Genomic DNA, 21,413 nt, shown 5'->3' with positions numbered 1-21,413 from the left:
ATGTTTACGGACGAAGAAATTTCATTAGTAACTGATAATCTCGGAACAATTCTGAATGCACAATCTGAAGCTGACTATGTTCTCCTTGCAGATATGTTAGAAATCTCTTTACTTACTTCAGTTAAAAGTATCTTAGAAACAAGAATTTCCACAGATGGCTCCAATCCTAAGCCAGAATACCTTAATAATAACCTTGAAGCCCTTAAAAATGCTGATAATTCAGGTAAATACACTTCATTAATTACACTTATACAGAAGAATTCTGCTAAATACATTTCCTCTTTTTCAACGCAGACTCAATACATTTACAATGTAGAGCAGACAAACATTGGTGTTCCGACACTTAAGGTAACCACAAATGATAAATCGGTCTATTATCATTCTAATGTAAATCCATTTAGTGAGGGACGTATGCTTGCTAGATATTATGCCAAACCAGACACATATAACTACAATGTTTTCGGTTTTGGTTTCGGATATCATATTAAGGCTCTCTTAGAATCGGACCGACGTTTCAGAATCAATGCCATCGAGACTAATATCGAAGTTCTTACCATGGCATTTATGTATATAGATTTGGCAGACATTTTGTCTAATGACAGATTTTCTCTGGAATACTGCCCATTAGATAATTTTGCTGATTCTTTCAAAAATTTACTTAATAATTCAGAAAATTCTTCATTATTAATTCACTATCCATCATTAGCCACATTAGAAGATGGTGTATTAAAGCAATCTCTTAATAATTATTTTATTAATTTTAGTTCAATGTATTCACAGGAGAAATATCTTAACTGGAATTTCTACTATAATATGAAGTTAAATAGCAGACCTGCTGACACCCTTAAGGATAATTTTAAATCTAAAGACATTATATATGTTGCCGCAGGTCCATCACTTAATTATTATTTTGATTATCTTGCGAAGAATATGGCTTCTAGCAACACAATTATTATCTGCGCAAGCACAATTTACCGTACATTATTGAATAAAAATATTATCCCTGACTACGTAATAATGACTGATGCACAGGATAATATGATTTCTCATGTAAAAGATATCAATACGACTGGAAGTTCTCTTATCTATCTTTCTACAGCGTGCAGTAATGCAGTTGCAGCATTTAATGGTGATAAATACATTTTATTTCAATACGGTTATAAACCCGCTGAAAGTTATGCTAACAAAAACCACCTGTCTCTTATAGAAACAGGCGGCTCAGTTTCAACCAGTGCAATTGATTTAATACTCAGATTCAATTGTAAGTCTCTTACAACAATCGGTTTAGACTTAGCATATACCGATAATAAGTCACATTCATATGATACTAAAAATGTTGACACCTCTAACCACTGTATCTATGTTAAAAGTGTTAAGGGCGAGTCTGTACCAACTACTAACATCTTAAATATCTATAGAAAATGGATTGAAAACCGAATTAAAGACGTTAAGAATATCAAGCTTGTAAATATGTCTCATGGAGCATATATAGAGGGAATGGAGAATGTGGGGTAGTTAGTTTCTAATAAGATGGTAGTCCAGATTGTTAATTATATAATTCTCACACTCTACACATTCGCAGGCATTTGGGTTAAATAGTGCTAAATTATATGATTCCTTATCAAATGTACTGTAGTATTTCACACCATCATATCCCAGGTATTTTGCAAAATCACTTATATATTGTGTAGGTAGATAATCTAAATCACTATCTAACCTGCTCACCGGTTTAGCCAAATCATTCTTAATTCTACGCAGATGCCTTTCATTTATCAAATAATTGATTTTATTATTATCTTTATAAAACGGTGTAAAATGTGCAATCGAACTCAAATCTAATACGTGAAGTTCACATTTTGTATTAAAGGTTGCAATTGTTACACCATCAAATGCTTGTCCTCTTATTTCCTTTACAGTAGTATCCATATTATTAGACAAATATAAGCAGCTTTGCCCTTTTGAATTAATTCTTCCTGCTGATGCCACATCACAAGGTGGTTCTCCCATCTCGCCTTTTTCGAAACCATTTTTATGTCTTTCATCAGTCAAACGGGCTCTGTAGAAATATTCATCTTTAGGAATTATTATCTCTGTTTCTTTCAGTATATTCTCTAATATCTCATAATTTATATATTCACCATGGAATCTGTTTTCATTTCGTATATATTTCTTAAATGTATCCCAGTTCCCCACACCTAGAATTGAATTATCCCGCAGATATTCTTCATCATATAATTGAGGCACACCTATTTTCTCACTTATAAGTCTGGAATCCAAATCAAATGATTCATCAATAATCTCAGTGACGATATTCTTCACTTCATATGTATTACCTGAAAAAATCTCCCAGTCTTTAAGTAACCTTTCCTCTATATTCATCTTCTCATCTTCAGGATATAATTCCGGTAATTCTGATTCTGGAATATATATCTCTAATATTGAGTCTAATAATTCCTCAACATTTGACGAAAATAAATCTTTCTCTGAATCATATATCCAGACATCCTGTCTATTGCAAATCGGGCATTTTCCTTTATGTCCTATCATTTTTATCGCAGCTCTTATCTCTGAATCACGAAAACATTCTACACAACATATCATTTACTCATCTCCTAAATATTCACTCATCATCTGTATATGATGCATTAACGAAAATCTCTTAATCATTCCTAATCCCGGATACTGTCCCATATAATAACATTCTACAAGTCTGTTAAGTCCATCTGTCTTAGGTATCTCATCATACATTTCCCAACTAACCAGTTTACTCATTGCTTCTTCAAATTTTCTTGCAAGGTCAGATTTTGTATCATTACTGTCTGATACAAAATGATGAATTCTTAATTCATTATTCTTACCATAATACATAATATGAATGGCTATAGCAGAAGGGGCAAACCCTGATTCATCATATTCTTCACCTACTATAGAATAATCAGAGAAACCAAAATATCCTCTTTTAGCATATACAATATGATTTCGGCTAAAAAACTCATCAGGCTGATTCAGATAATCCACATTTTTCTTTGCTTTATTATAACAATCCTTTATCATTACCACATTACCATATACCTCATCTTTAAAATCTTCGTCATTAGGTATAAATGTTATCTTAGCTTTTAATCTTTCTCCGTTTTCCTCGTAATACACATAATCGCCAGTTTTTTTATTAATAACTACTATATCTTCCGATTTCTTCTCTCCATTTAGTATCTTATCTACTATTTCGCCATTACTAATATAACCATCTATAATATTCTCATCTGTCAGTAATTCTAAACTTAAGTATAAGTCAAGTTTTTTCTGTAAATTATTCTTTTTCTTCTCATCTTCTTCTTTAGATATCTTTCTTATCATATTATGGTAATCTTTTTTATAACTTCCTACTTGCGGGTTTCTTATAATAATTATTTTTCTCTTCATTTCCACAAACTTAGCTAAAGTCATAAAGAACGTTGAATTAAAATGAACCGGTTCTATAACCGGAATAATCTTATCACTTAATTTACCATTTTCTAATAATTCTTTAATACACAATAATTCATTCTGTCTGCCTCTTAAATACGGAAAATACATATTTACTCCTCCATTTCCTTATGTAAAAATTCATCAATTGCTTCATAGTTCAATTTATACTTTTTCGAAAAATACGCATAAAAGCGTAGTTCATACGGAACTTTCTCCTCTAACTCACCACCCTCCTTTAATAATGTCCTTTTTTTCAAACACTCCATCACCTCTTTCTGCAATGTAATAATATTTACCATTCCAATCCATTTCTGGCACTCTCTATAATATAAAAAATTGTTGACCTCTGGCAATTTCTTATAATGCTTTAATAAGATACTTTCAAATTCTGACTTCCTTAGCAATTGAAACATCGTTTCATATGTTAAGTATTCACGATTGCAATAAGCTTTTTTCCTCTGTACCAATCTTCCACTTTTCGTCAGTTCATATATTCCAACACTCTGCAATTCTAAATTATCTTTAATTATATCTATATATTTGCTTCCCACAACAACATATACATAGCTGAATACCTTATAGTAATCCCGAATCTGATGATTAAGCCGTACAAGACTATCTAAGTCAGTTTTTATTTCATATACAATTCCCCGACCATTAATCATAACAAAATCGGCTTTTGATTCGCCTATCGGCAATTCCGAAAGTGCTGCTGTATCGCATAAATCATGCTTATTTATTAATAGTCCATTTAAAATTGTATTTTTAAAAAAATACTCGTTTCTATATCTGATATTCATATATCTATATATCTCTTTTATCGCTGTTCCATATGTTACATTTGCCATTTTACTACATCTACGGATACATTTATAAAAAGATTGTGGTGTTGAATTATCTTCAATCATTTTATCTATATATGGAATTGTAAATATTTTATTTATTATAGACATATCTTTATTATGCATAATAATCCTCATTTCTGAGCAACTTGCCTAGAAGAAGCGTTGAAAATTCACATAGGCAATTTACCATCTACCATAAAAGCTATTTGCTTTCGCTCCGAAACAAATAGTTGTGCCAAAATAAATGTATCAACATTATTTTTCACACTATCTCCATATACCATATACTATCTAGAACTGTTTACAGTATATCACATTTTATAAATTATATCAATAAGATACTTTCAAAATATCTATATTAGTGTATATATTTCATATATTATAATTATACCAGAAATTCTTTTTGCTTCTTTATTTTAGCAACATACAAGCCGATAAATACTATAGTATCTGATACAAAAATTTATATTAGAGCATAAAAATATTCCCTATTGTGAATTAAAAATTGATATTTTCAAATTTACAACTATCACATTAAAAACAAATATACTGCTCAGAAACGAGGTCTACTATGAAAAAAATACTTACATTCGGTGTATATGATTACTTCCATATAGGACACCTAAATTTATTCAAGCAATGCAAGCAATATGCAGACTATCTTATTGTAGCCATTCAAGATGGTGATTACATTCTAAAATATAAACCTGAGGCACAGATTCTATATTCAACCGAGCAACGTGTTGAAATAATTCAGGCATTACGCATCGTTGATGAAGCGATTGTATACCAGACAGTTAGTCCTGAAACACTTGAAACAATTAATTTTGACATATTAGCTCTTGGTGAAGATCATATCGGAGGTCGTTTTACTGAAGTTGAGCAATGGTGCCATGAACATAACAAAGAAGTTGTCAGACTAAAGCGTACACCCGGCATATGCTCAAGTTCTATAAAGAAGCATCTTAGTTAATGATTTATATTTTTTAATTTTTAAACAACGTTATAAAAATAGTTTCATAATACATTTATTATCTTATATATTATGAAACTATTTTATTATGTTACATTATAATGTTTACATCAAATATCTTTATTATAATAAGTATGATAGAAATGTTCACCTACACGTTTTTCCTCTGGTGGTAATTGCATATAATCTCCATACATCTGCTTTAAGTATGCATCATATTCCGTCGGAACCATAAGTTGCAGATTCTCAAACTGTTTTTCAACACCATCTCCAAACATTTCCTTTTTAAAAATATCCTTAACAAAAAATGGCATCAATACATTTCCAATTAATTTACTTTCATCATACTTATATTTCAAAAGGAACTCATTTAATTCATTAATTGCTTTTATTCTTTCATTATCCTCTACTGCTATAAGGCAATTATTTTCAAGTTCTTTAACTCTTTTAATATAATAACTTTTTTCTTCTTCATCATCAGGTATTCCATATAAAGGAAACAAATCAATACTTTGACCTGTTGTAACCTGAATTGGGAATTTATTCACATCACATATCGTATTACAATCAACCATATAACCAAATCCCCAGCCAAAATAACAATCTGTATTAAATTGAGATATTATCTTATATTGTTCATCTTCTTCCAGAATTTTAATTAACTTCAAATAATCATCTATTGGGATAAATACATCAACATCATCATCCCAAGGTATATATCCTTTATGCCTGATAGCTCCCAATGCCGTTCCCGCATGTAAATAATATTTGATATTATATTTTATAGAGCACTCTTTTAGCTTCTGTAATATACCCAATTGGACATCTTTCACTTCATCTCTGCTAAGTTTATGCAAACCACTTCTATCAACATACGAATAATCGCTCATTAATTCTGGCAAATCAATAACTTTTATTATATGTTTTCCATATTCGTAGCCATAGTTCTCCAATTGTGTAATCATTTCATTCTGAAAGCCAGATGCAATTAATATCAAATAATCATCATTAAATTCTTCATTTAATTTCTCAGGCGCATACACTTTTTTGCCATATACAGTCATACCTTGTCGCATTTTTGCATTATCAATTATGAACGAGATATCTAATACAGTATCCTTTAATTTATCAACTATCATCTCTGCTATAATGCTCGTTCCAAACATAATACATTTTCTATTTTCATCTTTGTATTTTTCCAATAATTCTTTGATATTCTGATTAAAAATATTAAATGCATATTTATGAATTTCAAAATACTGTTTTTTCATGCTTAACTCCTTTTATTCTTTTCATTTTTTATTTCTTCCAATGACATTTGAATAGCTGCCGGGATTAAGTCATCTGATATTTTGCAATATCCACATAGTTCAGAGGCTTTAGTGTTATACCATTCTTCAAATCTTTGAAATTCATCAATAAATTTTTTTCCTTCATTTTTTATTTTTTTCAAATCAATTATATTACTTCCAGTCGTATTCTCGTTTTTAAGTTCCAAATAAGCAATCATTCTTCCACAACCTGCAAAATAATTTTCAGACAATGTCCAGCAACTTTTATCTGGACATTGTCTATATGTCATATTTATTATATCATATTGTTTTTCCTTTTTATTATCTACTTCCCCCAGTTTATACCATTCTCCTGTGTTATATATAAATTCATATTCTCTCACATCTATATCATATAAAGTTTTTAGTTTATTTTCTATATTCTGACGTATAACATCTGTGCATTTATATTTAGAAAATCTTATTTCAACTTTATTAGAATATTTTCTTATAATATTGATTGCTTCTTCACTTGGCATAACAGTTCCATTGCTTGCTATCTCTATTTTATGTATTTTACTGTTCATTGCACATATTTCTATAACTTTTGAAATATCCTTATGTGTAAACGGTTCTCCCCCTTGAATTTGTAATACTTCTATATCCATATTTTCTGTAATATATTCTATATTTGCAACTATATCATTAACTTCATAGGATTTTTGTGTCAAATATGGTATCAAATTACAACAATCTCTGCATTTTAATGTACATTTTGTTCCAACCCATAAAACTAAAAATCGTATTCTATTCTTCATAATTTTTTCTCCTTAAGTTTTTATTATTTTATTAAATAATTCATTTTGATATCTCTTTATATCTTTTTTTCATATAATACCATACTCGATGCCTTATTTCATCACCAATAATTCTTTGTGAAATTCCAACTTTGTCACTTGGAATAAAATTATTATTTAATACGGCCTTTTGAGATGCTACATTATTTTCTCTAATTTTAACATATATATTATCTGATATATTTTGTGCCTCTTCAATAGCTAACTTAATTGCTTCTGTTGCATAATGATTTCCTTGAAATTTTTCTTTAATTCCATATCCCATTTCAATTCCATCTGCCATAATTGATAATTGAATAAAACCTACCACCTGATTATTAATATTTTCTCTAATAAAGTATACTCTTTTATCTCCTATTTCGGAAAATCTATCTTTTTCCGTTCTTTGGCTATAGCACTTTTTCATTATATCATAATCTGGTGGATTATGATACCCACTCCAATAAATATTGGATTTTTCGCATCGTATAGCATAATATTCCTTAAATTCACTATCCTTTGCAACGCTTATATTTATATTCATCTATGTTGACCTCATATGTTTTATTGTATCATTATATATTAATATAGCAGTCCTTTATTCTGTATACATTCGTCCGATATATTCAGCTATTCGTCCAGCTCCTAAACCATCAATTAAACCTTGCATTCTCTTTGATGATTTTTTCCTTAATTCAAAATCTGTACAATATTTTTCAATATTGCTAACACAATTTTCAATACAATTTTCGATATTCTCACATGCATTTCCTGCATAAAGCATATATTCTTTCCTTTCCCACATATAAGTCTCATCCTGATTATCTGCAATAGATAAGCAAACTGTAGGTATCCCACATGAACATAATTCATATAAAGTTGTACCACCTGCTGAAACAGCAATGTCACATGTACGCATCCAATATGAAATATTATTCACATTCTCATGCAAAAAAATATTGGGATTTTTTTCTTGTAATTCAACAAGTTCTTTTTTATGTTGATTGAATCTTCCAACTATTACATGTATCTCTATATTTTTGTATTTACTATCTTTTTTTAGTTCAAATATTAGTTTTCCAGTTATATTAAATGCATCTGTCCCACCTGTTGTAATCAAAATTTTTTTAACTTCATCTCTGACTACATATGGATGATAACTAAATTCATCTCTTAATGGAGCATATCGACCGCCTATCAATAATTCCGGACATTTAATATTTTTATACATTTTAATATAATCACTTGCACATGTAAATGGATTGTCGCAAATTACAGTTGACACATTATATTCAAACTTTTTCAAATCATCAATATATATAATCTTTGTATATTCAGATAGTACGTTCAGGTAATTCGCTGTTATATAATACGAATCTACAATTAATAACTTTACCTGATTCTTTATAAGATATTCTTTCATAATATCTATTTCTTTATCAAAATCATTCCATGTTGAATTCAAAATATCCACCAAAAAGTTTCTATCTCTTATTATATCACTGGAATTATTATCAGCAGTTACAAAAGTAACATTTACATTGTTTTTTCTTAATTGTTCCGCTATAGACAAACACCTCATAACATGTCCTGTCGCAATCACATCATTTGCGTCTACTCTGATATATACTTCTTTATTCATATTTCACCAACTATTTCTATTCAATTAAATTAATTATATATCTTAGTATATTATTAATCTACACTGTTTTCCAGATAGGACCTTCTATTCCATCTTCTGTTTTCACCTTAATCTTAATTGTTTTTTCGATATCATATACTCTCTGATATAATTCTTCGTCATCTTTTGCAACCAGATGTATAAATTTACCTTCTATCTTATCCTTAAACTCACATGTTTTTAGTCCTACTTTAATATCCTCAAAGTTATTACTTCCTGTATATGGCAAATCTATTGCTTCCTGTAATCCATCAATAGATATAACCTCTCCCTTTGGCAGGAAAAATGCGACATATCCCGCCGAAACATTCTTTGAGTTAATTGTAGGCATTTGAGTTAATTGACCTGTGCAGGCTTTAAGTAAAAATTCCTCTGATGAAAAATCTGTCATTAGTGGAACTATCCCTGAGGAAATATATCTTCCTCCGCCTCTTGCTGCTGTTTCCATCAACCATGCACCTCTGTCATTTATCTTAACTTCTGTATGCGTTCTTCCCCAAGGCAATTCAAAACCTTCTACTATTTTCTTTACTAACTTATTAACCATTTCATATTGCTCAGGGGTGATTTCAGCAGGATATTTGCCCATATATTCAGAAAAAACTCCTGGAACTTCACACTTAATATATTCGCCACATATAATTGTCTGGTATATACCATTAAATACAACTCCGTCTAAAAGTAGTTCTTTACCTTCGATATACTCTTCAATTATAACATTACCTGTCTTTGATGAATTTTTAGTGTATTCAAAATTTTCTATAATCGTTTCTACTTTATCAATTCTTACAACACCTCTGCTGCCCGCACTATCAATTGGCTTCATAATTGCATCTGTGTCTAAAGTTTTATAAAACGAAACTGCATCTTCTAAATTGTCAACTAATTTATATCTAATTGTATCAATACCAATTTTTCTACATGTTTCTCTCATTAAGAATTTATTTGTAAATAATTCTGCCTTATCATTTCCAATTCCCGGAAGATTTAACTTATCAGCTACATATGCAACCGTCTTTACCGGTGTCTCCGCCTGGTCTGTTATTATTCCATCTAAATGTAGATTTTTCGCAATTTCATATACTTTTTCCTTATCACGCAAATCAACATATACTCTTTCATCCGCATAAGCAAATCCAGGTTCATTTTCATCTGGAGATGCAACAATTGTATACATATCTAATTTTTTTGCACATTTAATTAATGGAAGCAGGAAATTATTTGCACCTAGAATCATAACACGTTTCTGATTCTTATGGTATGTGTGTGCACCTTTCTGAACTACATTATCATTAATCCTTAATAGTTCTTTATTATCTTCCATATATCTGATTACATCGTTAAAATAAAAATTATGTTCACCATGATATAAGCCCTGGTATATTTTCTGAATAAGTTCATAATCTTCAGGAGTATCTAAAGTCCACCTGTAGTTTGAATAATCTTTGTTATATTTATATACGTATATTTTATCTGTGTTTTTATAAATATATGGTGTTACATGTTCTCTGTCATATTTGCTTTCTGCCTTATCAAACGCTTCTTTTAATAGCGTTGTTCTAAAGATTTCTATATCTAAGCCTCTTGGATATGTCATCTGGCTATTATCATCAGGAACATTCGTAATAATATCACATGCATTTTCTTCATATACATCTATCATTTCATCTATCAAATGCGGATCAATCAACGGACAGTCTGCAGTAATTCTTATAATATTTTCAACATTATATTCTTTTGCAGCATAATAATAACGCGCCAGAACATCATTTTCACTTCCCTTAAAATAATTCACATTCTGTTTGTTCGCTATATCAATTATTGGCTGATTATTTTCATTGTCAGTTGTTGCAACTATAATACCATCTATCTTTTTTGCCTGCTTAATTCTTTCAAGTTCATGTTCAAGCACTGGTTTGCCACACAGATTTTTTAGAACTTTTGCCGGTAATCTTGTTGACCCTATTCTTGCCTGAATTATTACTGCATATTTCATTTCTTCCATAGTTTTTCTCCCATTTCTAGCTTATATTTTAATCAAATAATATTAGTTTAGATGATAGGCTTCTTATAAACTGTACTATATACATATATTTCTATCCTATATATTTCCAATCCATCGGAGTACCTTTAGCTATATCACATCTTGCCTTCTGACCTAAAATTTGTTCATAATATTTAGTATGCATACCTATTCCAGGTCTTATTGAACGTACATTTTCTTCTGTAATTACTTCACCTGCTTTTATATCTTTAACAACAAATAAAGAACGTGAATATATCCTGCTTTCTATCTGACCTGCATTTGGCATATATGACACTTTTCCTAATGCCTTTTCGACATTTCTTATCTCTGTAACCATCTTCTCAAATTCAGCCGGCTCCATAGAGAACTGTGAATCTTCTCCACCGTCACTTCGTCTTAATGTAAAATGTTTTTCAACCATCTTAGAGCCTAATGCAGTTGCAGCAACTGCTATTTCAGTTCCCAATGTATGATCTGAAAGTCCACATATGCAATCAAACGTCTCTTTCATATTAGGAATTACTTTTAGATTCATATCTTCATAAGGTGCAGGATATGATGATATACATTTTAGAAGAATCACATTATCGTTTCCTGCCTCTATACATGTTCGAATAGCTAAATCAATATCTTCCAGATACGCTATCCCAGTTGAAATAATAATAGGTTTACCAAGTTTTGCTATCTTTTTTATTAACGGAATATCATTTATCTCAAATGAAGCTATTTTATATGCCGGAACATCCATCTTTTCTAGGAAATCTACCGCTGTTGGGTCAAATGGTGATGAGAATAAATCAATACCTAATTCATCTGCATAACTTTTTAAATCATTCTGCCACTCCCACGGAGTATATGCTTTTCCATATAATTCATATAAAGTCCTGCCTTCCCAGATTCCTTTCGTTATAAATGCAGGCATATCGCTGTCTATTGTAATTGTATCCGGTGTGTATGTCTGTATCTTAACAGCATCTGCACCTGATTCCTTTGCTGCCTTTATTATTTCCTTTGCACGGTTAAAGTCCATATTATGATTTGCTGACATCTCAGCAACAATATAAGCAGGACTACTTTCAGATATTACTTTACGTCCAATTTGTATTTCTTTGTTCATACTAATCTCCATTCCACAATCAATGTTTATTTCATAAACTCTTTTATCTTATCTATTACGTAATCCTGTTCTTCGTCACTCAGGTCATAATAAATCGGAATACTAATTATTGACTCATAGAGTTTTTCAGCATTTTCGCATTTTACATTCTCATAACCATGTTCTCTATAATATGGAAATGTATACACTGGAATATAATGAACATTTACGCCAATATTATTAGCTCGCAGATATTCAAATAATGCTTTTCTAATCGATTTATCAACCTTAATTACATATAAATGATAGGCACTATTACTATATTCAGCCTGCTTAGGTATCTCTATACCATTAAAGTCTCTGAATGCCTCATCATACTTTGCAGCTATCTTCTTACGTTTCTCTAAGAATTTATCTATTCTTCCTAACTGGCTTATTCCAAGCGCTGCCTGTATATCAGTTATTCTGTAATTATAGCCTAAGTCAATCTGCTCATAATACCATGGTCCATCAACTTTATGTAAGAACTTCTCTTCTCTTGTTATACCATGTGTTCTGAAAAGTTTTAATTTTTCATATAAATCTTCTCTATTCGTAGTAACGATTCCACCCTCGCCACATGTTATATGCTTTACCGGATGAAAGCTAAACTCTGTCATATCAGAAAGTGAACCTATCTTCTTTCCCTTATATTCAGCACCTACAGCATGTGCAGCATCTTCAATTACGATAAGATTATACTTATCAGCAATCTTGTGAATTGCATCCATATCACATGTCTGTCCGGTATAATGTACAGGTATTATTGCTTTCGTCCTCTCTGTAACATGGCATTCCACTGACTCCGGTGAAATGTTATATGTAACAGGGTCAATATCTGCAAATACAGGAGTGGCTCCACAATATAATGCACAGTTGGCTGATGCTGCAAAAGTTATAGGTGTCGTAATAACCTCGTCACCCTTACCTATTCCTGCTGCCATACACGCAATATGAAGTGCTGCTGTACCATTTGATACTGCAACTGCATATTTTGCACCTACATAATCAGCAAATTTTCGTTCAAATTCAGCAATCTTTGGACCTGTCGTAATAAAATCTGATTTCAACACTTCTTCAACAGCTTTTATGTCATCTTCATTTATACTTTGACGACCATATGGTATATAATGCATAGCACCTTCCATTTTGCATCAGCCTCCATCTATTCTTCTAGTTATCTATTAATGTTTCTTATTATAATACTGTTCTTCTACTAATTTCTTTAAATCTTCAACAGAATACCATTCAGTATTATTATCTGAACTGTAAGCAAAACCATATTCAAGTTTCTTACCACCTGGTATTACTTTGCTCTCATTCCACCAGTTAACCTGAGGATATACTATGAAATGTTTATCATATTCATATGTATGTAATGAATCCTCTCTTGTAACCATTATCTCATGTAATTTCTCACCTGGTCTTATTCCGACCTCTTTAAGTTCACAGTCAGGTAACATTGCCTTAGCTAAATCTGTTATCTTGAATGATGGAATCTTAGAAATAAATGTTTCTCCACCTCTTGCTTCTGATAATGCTTTAATAACAAGTTTTACACCCTCTTCTAGGCTAATCCAGAATCTTGTCATTCTGAAATCTGTTATCGGAAGTTCTTTTGCACCATTCTTAATCAATTCATCAAAGAACGGAATTACTGAACCACGACTTCCTGCAACATTACCATACCTTACAAGTGAGAAATTAATATCCTGTTTACCTGCATATGCATTAGCTGAAATAAATAACTTATCTGACACTAATTTTGTTCCACCATATAGATTAACTGGATTAACTGCTTTATCGGTAGATAGTGCAACTACTCTTTTCACACCCTTATTAAGTGATGCATTAATTACATTTGTTGCACCATCAATATTAGTCTTAATTGCCTCTAATGGATTATATTCACAGGCAGGCACCTGTTTCATTGCTGCCGCATGAACTACATAATCAATTCCATTTAACGCTCTTTCTAATCTACTTTCATCTCTGACATCACCGATAAAAAATCTTAATTTGTCAGCATATTTCTTAAACTTCTCCGCCATAAGGAACTGTTTAAATTCATCTCTTGAATATATTACTATCTTCTCCGGATTATAATGTTCTAACACATATGTTGTAAATTCATTTCCAAACGAACCTGTTCCACCTGTAATTAATATAGACTTGCCATTAAGCATATTCTGTACCTCATTTCATAATTTTCTAAAATATCTCGTATATTATCGCATTAATATTATTATACCATAATATTGTTTTTTTCCAATTCATTAATAACATCAATATAGAATAATAATGTATTCTTTATCTCATAATTGAGCGTGTCCGTAAGAAGTATTGTATCCTTATGTTCAATTGCATCAGCCAGATTATTTATCTGCTGGATAACAACTTCTTCCGGGAATTCCACTTCAAGCTTGCTAAAGATTTCTTTACTATTAAGTATCTTACCAAGTATATTTGTGAGTTCATTCATCATACCATTGAGTTTTTCAAAGCCATCTTTCTTATCACCCTGGCACAATAATATATATATATCATCTATTTTATTTAGTATTTCTTCCATATATCTAACCTTTTCACTCATATTTCTATTCCTCCGTCAAATATACTTTTCTATCAAGCAGACTCTTCATCAGTCCGCATAGCCTATTCTGTAATATATCATTCATCTCATACATCTTAGCCTGACTGTCTTTCTCAACAATCTCATCCAGAATATCCTTTATATTCTTCCATTCATCTATGTTACTTTCTTTCATATAATTTATACAATGAACGATTTCTTTATAAAAGATTTTCATATTATCATTAACTGTTTTCATATCATCATTCTTGGCAGCATTATTAATATTTTCTATTGCTGATAATGATTCTATAAGACTTTTTTCTGTTTCTACACCTAAATTGCTCTTCCATTCTTTTAAATCTTTTACCAGGCAATCAATTCCTCGTATGTATGAATCCATTAGTTTTATTCCATTATTAGATATATCTCTTATTTCATCCTTAACTGAATCCTTAGTGTGATATACATTTCCTAATACTTCAAATTCTGTATTCTTTTCATAGACATTTGCTAATTTTAACAGTTCTTTATTATCTATATATTCAGTAATTTCATTAATTTCCTCTACAAGTTTGTTAAACTCCTTGCTTGCGACTTTGCCCTTACGTGATAACTCCTCTAACTTTTCATATTTACGTTTATATTTCTTTAGCTTATCCTTTTCAGATAACAGATCATCAGGCATATTGTCAATTTCTTGTAATATTTCATCCGCCTTTTCATCAGTAATTAGTCGTTTTATCTCTGCAATTATTTTTTCAAAATCTATATCCGTTTTACATTCTCGTTCAATCGCTTCTTTGAGAGTCATTATCTCACTGCCCTCTATCTTAGCCCCACCCTCTGTAGCATCTATTACATTCAAATCAGTATATCTGACAATCTGCGATTCAAACCACTTACGATACAGATTCATATTAGATTCAGTATATACTTTATTTCCATATACATCATCAACTTCAAAATATTTCTTATTATCTTTTAATAAATTATCATCACTATTACCATATGCATCCGTAGTATGTTTCTTCTTGTCTGTATATGCTAAATCCTGCCCCACCAATATAATATTTTTAAATCCCAATATATTTGCAAGTGAAAATGCATTATTTGCAACGGAGCCACCTGTTTCAGTCGGATATAGTTTTTCACCTGTACCCTTTTCGTATATATATGATATATATGAATCAGTCTCAGAAAAGTAAAACCTTTTTCCTTTGTGAAATAAATATAGCTCATAATTCGAACAATCACAAACCACCATAGGAATATCTTTGAATCTAGGATGCATAAATAATACCGGTGGTTTGTGCGAATCAATTGTGATTATCAAATCAGGTATTATATCTCTTTTTAAAAGTGCTTTTAATGCCGTATCCACAACTAATATAAATGCTTTTCCTTTCGCCTGTTTCAATTCATTAATATTCTTATCCAAAGATGGTCCTGCGGATACAATTATTGCCGGAATATTTTTTATATTTTTAATCTTATAGAGCTCTTTTCTTAATTGTACTATTGAATATTCTCTGATTATATCCCTACATGTAGATACCTTATTTCTTATAAACTCCGATGCCATTAATATCTCTGTATTTCTGCTAAGTATTACACTTTCATATTTTTCTTTTATATTTCTAATAACATCTCTCCATATCTCAGGATACAACTTATCGTAATTAGGCATACAACAATATTTTGTAAGTCTCATTAACGCATAATTATTCATAACAATAGCTACAAATTCACCAAAAACCTCATCATTTATTCCATTAATACATAAAACCACTTCGTCATTTTTTATAACATCCGTAATATCAATCTTCTCAATCGCCTTCATAAATATATTTTTGTCGGGCTCATATAATAATATAGCACTTTCTTTACCTACATTTTTTATCAATTCTTTTACACATCTGAAATTTGATAGTCCAAAAATTATATATACGGTTTTATAGTTGTCACCTTCAAACTGTTTAGCCCAGTTCTTAGCAAATTCTTCATCTGAATATCTGCTGTTCAGATAATATAACCTTCCATTTCTATTTATAACCATAATATCTTCTTCTGATGCTGATATATCCCATAATACGTCCTTGATATTATATAAACTGTTATTTTCGTTATCCGTAAGGTATTTATATATACTGTTATATTTTATTTCAAATGCTTTCACATTCTCTTCATATATTGTATTATTCATTAGCTTCTCCTATCTTTTTACACTGTAATATATATCGGCATATATGATATTAATAATAATACCTTGTTATATGTTATTTCCCATTGATCAGCCTCAATCTGATTAAAATTAATTATAGAGATTCATTTTACAAGTATACAAAAGAAAAAGACCATACATCAAATGATGTATGATCCTTTTCTTTTATGATAGTACTCTTAATTAGCCTAATAATGAGAGAACACCCTGTGTTGACTGGTTAGCCTGTGCAAGCATTGACTGACCTGCCTGTGCAAGAATGTTATTCTTGCTGTATTCAACCATTTCTTCAGCCATATCAACGTCACGAATACGAGATTCAGCTGCACTTGTATTCTCAGATGTTGTATCAAGGTTAGCAATTGTATGCTCTAATCTGTTCTGTAAAGCACCAAGAGCTGAACGCTGTGTAGATACTGCGCTGATAGCCTTCTGAACTTTTGTCATAGCTGAACCAGCTTTTGTGAATGATGTAACATCTAAGCTAGCAACACCAAGTGCCTTAGCATTCATTGTGCTGATTGAGATAGAAATCTTCTGTCCTTCAAGAGCACCAACCTGAAGATTCTTTCCTGTGAATTTACCATCAAGTAAGTTCATTGTATTGAACTGTGTTGTAGAAGCAATTCTTGAAAGTTCTGATGTAAGTGCATCGATTTCCTTCTGGATAGCTGTTCTATCAGATGTTGTATTAGTATCGTTAGCTGCCTGTGTAGATAATTCATTCATTCTCTGAAGAATTGAATGAGCTTCATTTAAAGCGCCTTCAGCTGTCTGGATTAAAGATACACCATCTTCTGCGTTAGAAGAAGCTTTGTTAAGACCTCTGATCTGGCTTCTCATCTTCTCTGAAATTGTTAAACCTGCTGCATCATCACCTGCACGGTTGATTCTGTAACCTGAAGATAATTTCTCTGTTGATTTTGCCTGATTGCCTGTTGTGATACCTAACTGTCTGTTAGTGTTCATTGCTGTAAGATTATGCTGTATTACCATAATAATTCCTCCTTGAATATGCAGTAGCTTCCATGCTACTGATTACTTAATTTTTTTTGTTGTGTAACTTTCCCTCCGGCCGTACGCTCCATCGTTCCCGTCACATAAGTAAATTACTTATTTGTTTTACTTGTATATTATATCGGCATATGTACCGAATACTTTATACCTAAATTAATTTTTTTGTATATTTTTTTAATTATTTTTTCTTGTCCATAAACTGTGGTTCTACATAATTGACCTTATTCATATTATTATAATAATTAGATGCCACTTTATTAGCATTCCTGGTCTGATGAATCTTTGTCTTTTCTTCACTCATCTTCTTTAGGACTGCTTGTTTATTTCTCTTCTCACTAAGCTGGACTTCCATCGATTTCTCGGTAATCTGCGAGATAAGCTGTTTCAATACAGCTATTTCACTACTAAACTTATCGGTATTGCCAGTTATCTCACTCTTAATTCTTTCATATACCTGTTCGAAACCTTTATCAAGATTATTGATTTCCTTAATATATATATCTTTCTTATCTATTATTTCATTGAATAAATCATCATCTATTTCATTACCTGATACAGATTCTAACTGTTTCTGATTAAGAAGTAATATTTCATCCAATATAGTAATCTTCTTTTTTAAACTCTCTGTTAAAATAGATAAATATTCTCTACCATTCTCCATTAAGTTTAATCACCCCGCTTCTCTTTGCTATTTGCTCTGTTTCATAACTTCTGTCCATGTTTCTCTCATAACACGCAGATGAGATAACACTTCTTCTAATATTTCCTTATCCTTGTGCAAATTTGCTTCTAAGAGTCTTCTTCCGAGGTATTCGTATACGTTATCGAAATCCTTTGCTACAGGATATTTAAAATTAAGTGTCGCTCTAAACTCTGCAATTATAGCCTCAACTTTTTTAATATTAGTATTAGCCATTTCTATCTGTCCTTCTTCAACTGCATTTATAGCCAGATTACAGAATTTAATAGCTCCGTCATAAAGCATTAATGTCAACTGAGCAGGAGTTGCTGTCTGTATCTTCGTATTTGCATAATTAGCATATGGATTGCCAAATGACATCTTGTCTTCTCCTTTTCAACCTTCTCTAAATTATTAACTATCAGGAACCTAATAGACCTGTTAATGAAGAACTGTTAGAATTAAGTGTTGCTAATGCCTTTTCCATTGCTGTAAACTGTTTTCTGTATTTTTCTTCATATGACTCTATCTTTTCTTCCCAGCTCTTTATAGTCTTAGTATATTCATTATACTCGTTCTTCATTGATTTGTCATTATATACTGTATATGCACTGCTAAGTGTAGTACCTTTCATCTTGTTACTCAATTCAGCATATACACCATCTGCAAGTTTATTGAAGAACTCGCATACTGTATCAGGATCTGAAGCAATTGCTGCCATTAATTTGTCTGTATTACCTGATGATGTTGAATCTTTAGAATCACCATCAATATGGAATATTGATTTCTCGTTATCGCCTGATGTGAAATATCCTCCGGTCTTTATACCGAATGAAGATAAAGAATACTTCTTTCCATTAATCTCATAACTCTTCTGGAATGCATTCTTAACAGAATCCGATACAGACTGTAATGTATCATCACGTCTTAATAATGCTTTCTTAATCTTTTCTTCCCATTTCTCTATTTCTTTATCAGTCATAGCTTCTTTCTCATCATCAGTAAGTGGTTCATAACCCTTAGCTGAATCTGCATTATATAAAGAATCCATTTCCTTGATAAGTGTATTATATTCTGTGAAGAAGCCTTTAATCATATCATAGATACCTTGTGTATCTGTATTTGTTGTGATAGATATTTCTTCATCAGCACCTGTTAACTGGTTTGCCGTAATAGTCAATCCATTAATCTGGAAGTTATTAGATGCAGATGTAAATGTAGCACCATTTAATTCTACAATAGCATCCTGTCCCTGAATACGGACTGCACCTGTTCCTGAACCTGAATTATCACCTATGAGTTGTAATGCATTCTTATATTCATCGCTTGTCTTATCAGCATTTGCATCATTTACAATGTCATATGCCTTAACAAATTCTTTAGCATTACTTCTCTTAGTATTGTAATTATCTAATATTGTCTCTTTTAACTCTGCATTCTTCTTAGTTATATCATCATTGAGACCATTTACATATGCTGTAAAACCGTCATTATCAGCAAGTGCCTTATTAGCTGTATCTATAGTCGCAACATTTGCATCAATTATCTTCTGATTCTCTGTTTTCTCATCTTCATATTTCTTTTTCTCCGCTTCTACATTAAATGTAGCATTTGCAGAAGCAACATATATCTCATGTTTTGCCTGAAGTTCTTCTAACTCAGCCTTGTCTTCATCGGTAAGTTCTTTCTTTGATGAAATTTCTGTCATTCTCTCAGCTGCTTTACTGATAAGTGCACTTCTATCTTCTAATGACAAGCCCGATACTTCATTTATTGCATCTAATTTATAATCGATTAACTTATTAGCCTTGCCTAAAGTCTCATTGCTCTCATTAGCCTTCTCAAGTGTAGATCTCAATGTATCTTTGAGTTTATTCATAGACACTTCATCTGTAAGATCATACAATGCAGTCTTCTGCTTAGTATAATCTGTGTCTGTAAAGTTGCTTATATCATCATCTGTAAGTGCAGCCCAATATCTGTATGATTCAACATCTGCAGATGTGACTGAATTAAGTCCCATACCACTAAGTGCTTTTAAGCCTGATGAATTAGCGCCTATAATTGAGAACTCTCCCTCAGAGCCACTTGTCTTGGAACTTACGAAGAATCTCTGGTTAGTCTCATCAAAGCTTGCATTAAGCCCTGCTTCTTTTAATCTTGCCACTGCTGTATTAACACTATCACTTCCATTAAGTGTAATTGTCTTCTCTGTATTGCCAACCTTAACAGATATACTGCTTCCATCTTCTATTCCAAGTTCTGATAACTTAGATGAGCCTGTAAGTTTTGTATTACTTCCGTCACTTGATTTAACAACTGCACCTGTCAGATAGCCTGATTTAGCAAGTTGCTTAATCTTAAGTTTCTGCGTACCTGATACAGCATCGCTACTCGCCTTAACTGTAGCCTTTGTACTGTCTACAGATGATGCTTTCTTAGAAAATGCATTAGAAAATCTAAGTGATGACAATGTACCACTATAGAAACTATATATCTTTGTATTTAATTCTTTCCACGCATCCTGCTTCCATTCAAGTTTAGTCTGTGCCTTTACATATTTATCTTTCTTTGTGGAATATGCTGATACTAACGCACTAACAATTGAATCGGTGTCAAGATTTGAAACAAGTCCTGATATAGATACATTACTGCCCATATTCTACCTCTTTTCTACTACTAATAG

19 protein-coding genes are annotated in these 21,413 nt (G+C 31.4%); 2 read left to right on the top strand and 17 right to left on the bottom strand.

The window, feature by feature from the left end; all coding sequences use genetic code 11:
* On the top strand, positions 1-1,515 hold a 1,515-nt coding region (locus OCV48_RS08440), incomplete at its 5' end, for a motility associated factor glycosyltransferase family protein (protein ID WP_147591667.1).
* Here OCV48_RS08440 and OCV48_RS08435 read toward each other — a convergent pair.
* From OCV48_RS08435 to OCV48_RS08425, 3 genes are read right to left on the bottom strand one after another with little or no spacing between them, the layout of a single operon-like run.
* On the bottom strand, positions 1,516-2,601 hold the full coding sequence (locus tag OCV48_RS08435; protein WP_147591666.1) for an RES family NAD+ phosphorylase: 1,086 nt from the start codon (positions 2,599-2,601) through the stop codon (positions 1,516-1,518). It abuts the gene before it with no gap.
* The gene (locus tag OCV48_RS08430; protein ID WP_147591665.1) at positions 2,602-3,576 is read right to left on the bottom strand and encodes a sce7725 family protein; all 975 of its coding nucleotides are present in this window, start codon (positions 3,574-3,576) and stop codon (positions 2,602-2,604) included.
* Positions 3,577-3,578: 2 nt separating this feature from the next.
* Complete coding sequence (locus tag OCV48_RS08425; RefSeq protein WP_262559443.1) at positions 3,579-4,436, bottom strand: sce7726 family protein; 858 nt, start codon at positions 4,434-4,436, stop codon at positions 3,579-3,581.
* 448 nt (positions 4,437-4,884) lie between these two features.
* On the opposite strand from OCV48_RS08425, the gene OCV48_RS08420 reads away from it, so the two are divergent.
* Positions 4,885-5,286: an adenylyltransferase/cytidyltransferase family protein gene (locus OCV48_RS08420; protein ID WP_147591663.1), complete on the top strand. Its 402-nt coding sequence runs from the start codon at positions 4,885-4,887 to the stop codon at positions 5,284-5,286.
* A 110-nt stretch (positions 5,287-5,396) separates the two neighbouring features.
* On the opposite strand, the gene OCV48_RS08415 is transcribed toward OCV48_RS08420, so the two are convergent.
* The 14 genes from OCV48_RS08415 to fliD all read right to left on the bottom strand — a co-directional run bounded on the left by OCV48_RS08415 (position 5,397) and on the right by fliD (position 21,386).
* The gene (locus OCV48_RS08415; protein WP_147591662.1) at positions 5,397-6,557 is read right to left on the bottom strand and encodes a LicD family protein; all 1,161 of its coding nucleotides are present in this window, start codon (positions 6,555-6,557) and stop codon (positions 5,397-5,399) included.
* Positions 6,558-6,559: 2 nt separating this feature from the next.
* Entirely contained in the window at positions 6,560-7,375 is an 816-nt protein-coding gene (locus tag OCV48_RS08410) for a radical SAM protein (protein ID WP_147591661.1), read from the bottom strand.
* A 40-nt stretch (positions 7,376-7,415) separates the two neighbouring features.
* Positions 7,416-7,937, bottom strand: a complete 522-nt coding sequence (locus OCV48_RS08405; protein ID WP_147591660.1) for a GNAT family N-acetyltransferase — start codon at positions 7,935-7,937, stop codon at positions 7,416-7,418.
* A gap of 54 nt (positions 7,938-7,991) precedes the next feature.
* Complete coding sequence (pseG, locus tag OCV48_RS08400) at positions 7,992-9,035, bottom strand: UDP-2,4-diacetamido-2,4,6-trideoxy-beta-L-altropyranose hydrolase (RefSeq protein WP_147591659.1); 1,044 nt, start codon at positions 9,033-9,035, stop codon at positions 7,992-7,994.
* Between the two features lie 58 nt (positions 9,036-9,093).
* On the bottom strand, positions 9,094-11,079 hold the full coding sequence (locus OCV48_RS08395) for a cytidylyltransferase domain-containing protein (RefSeq protein WP_262559441.1): 1,986 nt from the start codon (positions 11,077-11,079) through the stop codon (positions 9,094-9,096).
* Between the two features lie 91 nt (positions 11,080-11,170).
* On the bottom strand, positions 11,171-12,217 hold the full coding sequence (gene pseI, locus OCV48_RS08390; protein ID WP_147591658.1) for a pseudaminic acid synthase: 1,047 nt from the start codon (positions 12,215-12,217) through the stop codon (positions 11,171-11,173).
* Positions 12,218-12,243: 26 nt separating this feature from the next.
* Positions 12,244-13,383, bottom strand: a complete 1,140-nt coding sequence (pseC, locus tag OCV48_RS08385; protein WP_262559440.1) for a UDP-4-amino-4,6-dideoxy-N-acetyl-beta-L-altrosamine transaminase — start codon at positions 13,381-13,383, stop codon at positions 12,244-12,246.
* Between the two features lie 36 nt (positions 13,384-13,419).
* Positions 13,420-14,421, bottom strand: coding sequence for a UDP-N-acetylglucosamine 4,6-dehydratase (inverting) (gene pseB / locus OCV48_RS08380; RefSeq protein ID WP_147591657.1), 1,002 nt, complete (start codon positions 14,419-14,421; stop codon positions 13,420-13,422).
* 59 nt (positions 14,422-14,480) lie between these two features.
* Positions 14,481-14,828 carry a hypothetical protein gene (locus tag OCV48_RS08375; RefSeq protein WP_147591656.1) on the bottom strand — a complete coding sequence of 116 codons (348 nt, stop codon included), beginning with the start codon at positions 14,826-14,828 and terminating at the stop codon, positions 14,481-14,483.
* Between the two features lie 4 nt (positions 14,829-14,832).
* The gene (locus OCV48_RS08370; protein WP_147591655.1) at positions 14,833-17,013 is read right to left on the bottom strand and encodes a motility associated factor glycosyltransferase family protein; all 2,181 of its coding nucleotides are present in this window, start codon (positions 17,011-17,013) and stop codon (positions 14,833-14,835) included.
* 201 nt (positions 17,014-17,214) lie between these two features.
* Positions 17,215-18,027, bottom strand: a complete 813-nt coding sequence (locus OCV48_RS08365) for a flagellin N-terminal helical domain-containing protein (RefSeq protein WP_147591654.1) — start codon at positions 18,025-18,027, stop codon at positions 17,215-17,217.
* A 199-nt stretch (positions 18,028-18,226) separates the two neighbouring features.
* Positions 18,227-18,709, bottom strand: coding sequence for a hypothetical protein (locus tag OCV48_RS08360; RefSeq protein WP_147591653.1), 483 nt, complete (start codon positions 18,707-18,709; stop codon positions 18,227-18,229).
* 27 nt (positions 18,710-18,736) lie between these two features.
* Positions 18,737-19,108 (bottom strand): flagellar export chaperone FliS, encoded by a 372-nt coding sequence (gene fliS / locus OCV48_RS08355; protein WP_021982582.1) that lies wholly within the window; start codon positions 19,106-19,108, stop codon positions 18,737-18,739.
* 40 nt (positions 19,109-19,148) lie between these two features.
* Positions 19,149-21,386, bottom strand: coding sequence for a flagellar filament capping protein FliD (gene fliD / locus OCV48_RS08350; protein ID WP_147591652.1), 2,238 nt, complete (start codon positions 21,384-21,386; stop codon positions 19,149-19,151).
* Positions 21,387-21,413 lie beyond the last annotated feature (27 nt).

Origin of the sequence: Bovifimicola ammoniilytica, from assembly GCF_025567085.1 — a bacterium.
Classification (GTDB): domain Bacteria; phylum Bacillota; class Clostridia; order Lachnospirales; family Lachnospiraceae; genus Bovifimicola; species Bovifimicola ammoniilytica.
The sequence above is the reverse complement of the archived record's forward strand: the minus strand, read 5'-3'. Positions and strand labels throughout refer to the sequence as shown.

Excerpts from the sequence above, each read along its gene's own strand:
- OCV48_RS08415 (WP_147591662.1), bottom strand. The coding sequence starts at position 6,557 with ATGAAAAAACAGTATTTTGAAATTCATAAATATGCATTTAATATTTTT.
- OCV48_RS08365 (WP_147591654.1), bottom strand. The coding sequence starts at position 18,027 with ATGGTAATACAGCATAATCTTACAGCAATGAACACTAACAGACAGTTA.
- OCV48_RS08375 (WP_147591656.1), bottom strand. The coding sequence starts at position 14,828 with ATGAGTGAAAAGGTTAGATATATGGAAGAAATACTAAATAAAATAGAT.
- OCV48_RS08435 (WP_147591666.1), bottom strand. The coding sequence starts at position 2,601 with ATGATATGTTGTGTAGAATGTTTTCGTGATTCAGAGATAAGAGCTGCG.
- OCV48_RS08360 (WP_147591653.1), bottom strand. The coding sequence starts at position 18,709 with ATGGAGAATGGTAGAGAATATTTATCTATTTTAACAGAGAGTTTAAAA.
- pseG (WP_147591659.1), bottom strand. The coding sequence starts at position 9,035 with ATGAATAAAGAAGTATATATCAGAGTAGACGCAAATGATGTGATTGCG.
- OCV48_RS08410 (WP_147591661.1), bottom strand. The coding sequence starts at position 7,375 with ATGAAGAATAGAATACGATTTTTAGTTTTATGGGTTGGAACAAAATGT.
- pseB (WP_147591657.1), bottom strand. The coding sequence starts at position 14,421 with ATGCTTAATGGCAAGTCTATATTAATTACAGGTGGAACAGGTTCGTTT.
- pseC (WP_262559440.1), bottom strand. The coding sequence starts at position 13,383 with ATGGAAGGTGCTATGCATTATATACCATATGGTCGTCAAAGTATAAAT.
- OCV48_RS08395 (WP_262559441.1), bottom strand. The coding sequence starts at position 11,079 with ATGGAAGAAATGAAATATGCAGTAATAATTCAGGCAAGAATAGGGTCA.
- OCV48_RS08370 (WP_147591655.1), bottom strand. The coding sequence starts at position 17,013 with ATGAATAATACAATATATGAAGAGAATGTGAAAGCATTTGAAATAAAA.
- OCV48_RS08405 (WP_147591660.1), bottom strand. The coding sequence starts at position 7,937 with ATGAATATAAATATAAGCGTTGCAAAGGATAGTGAATTTAAGGAATAT.
- fliS (WP_021982582.1), bottom strand. The coding sequence starts at position 19,108 with ATGTCATTTGGCAATCCATATGCTAATTATGCAAATACGAAGATACAG.
- OCV48_RS08425 (WP_262559443.1), bottom strand. The coding sequence starts at position 4,436 with ATGCATAATAAAGATATGTCTATAATAAATAAAATATTTACAATTCCA.
- fliD (WP_147591652.1), bottom strand. The coding sequence starts at position 21,386 with ATGGGCAGTAATGTATCTATATCAGGACTTGTTTCAAATCTTGACACC.
- pseI (WP_147591658.1), bottom strand. The coding sequence starts at position 12,217 with ATGAACAAAGAAATACAAATTGGACGTAAAGTAATATCTGAAAGTAGT.
- OCV48_RS08430 (WP_147591665.1), bottom strand. The coding sequence starts at position 3,576 with ATGTATTTTCCGTATTTAAGAGGCAGACAGAATGAATTATTGTGTATT.
- OCV48_RS08420 (WP_147591663.1), top strand. The coding sequence starts at position 4,885 with ATGAAAAAAATACTTACATTCGGTGTATATGATTACTTCCATATAGGA.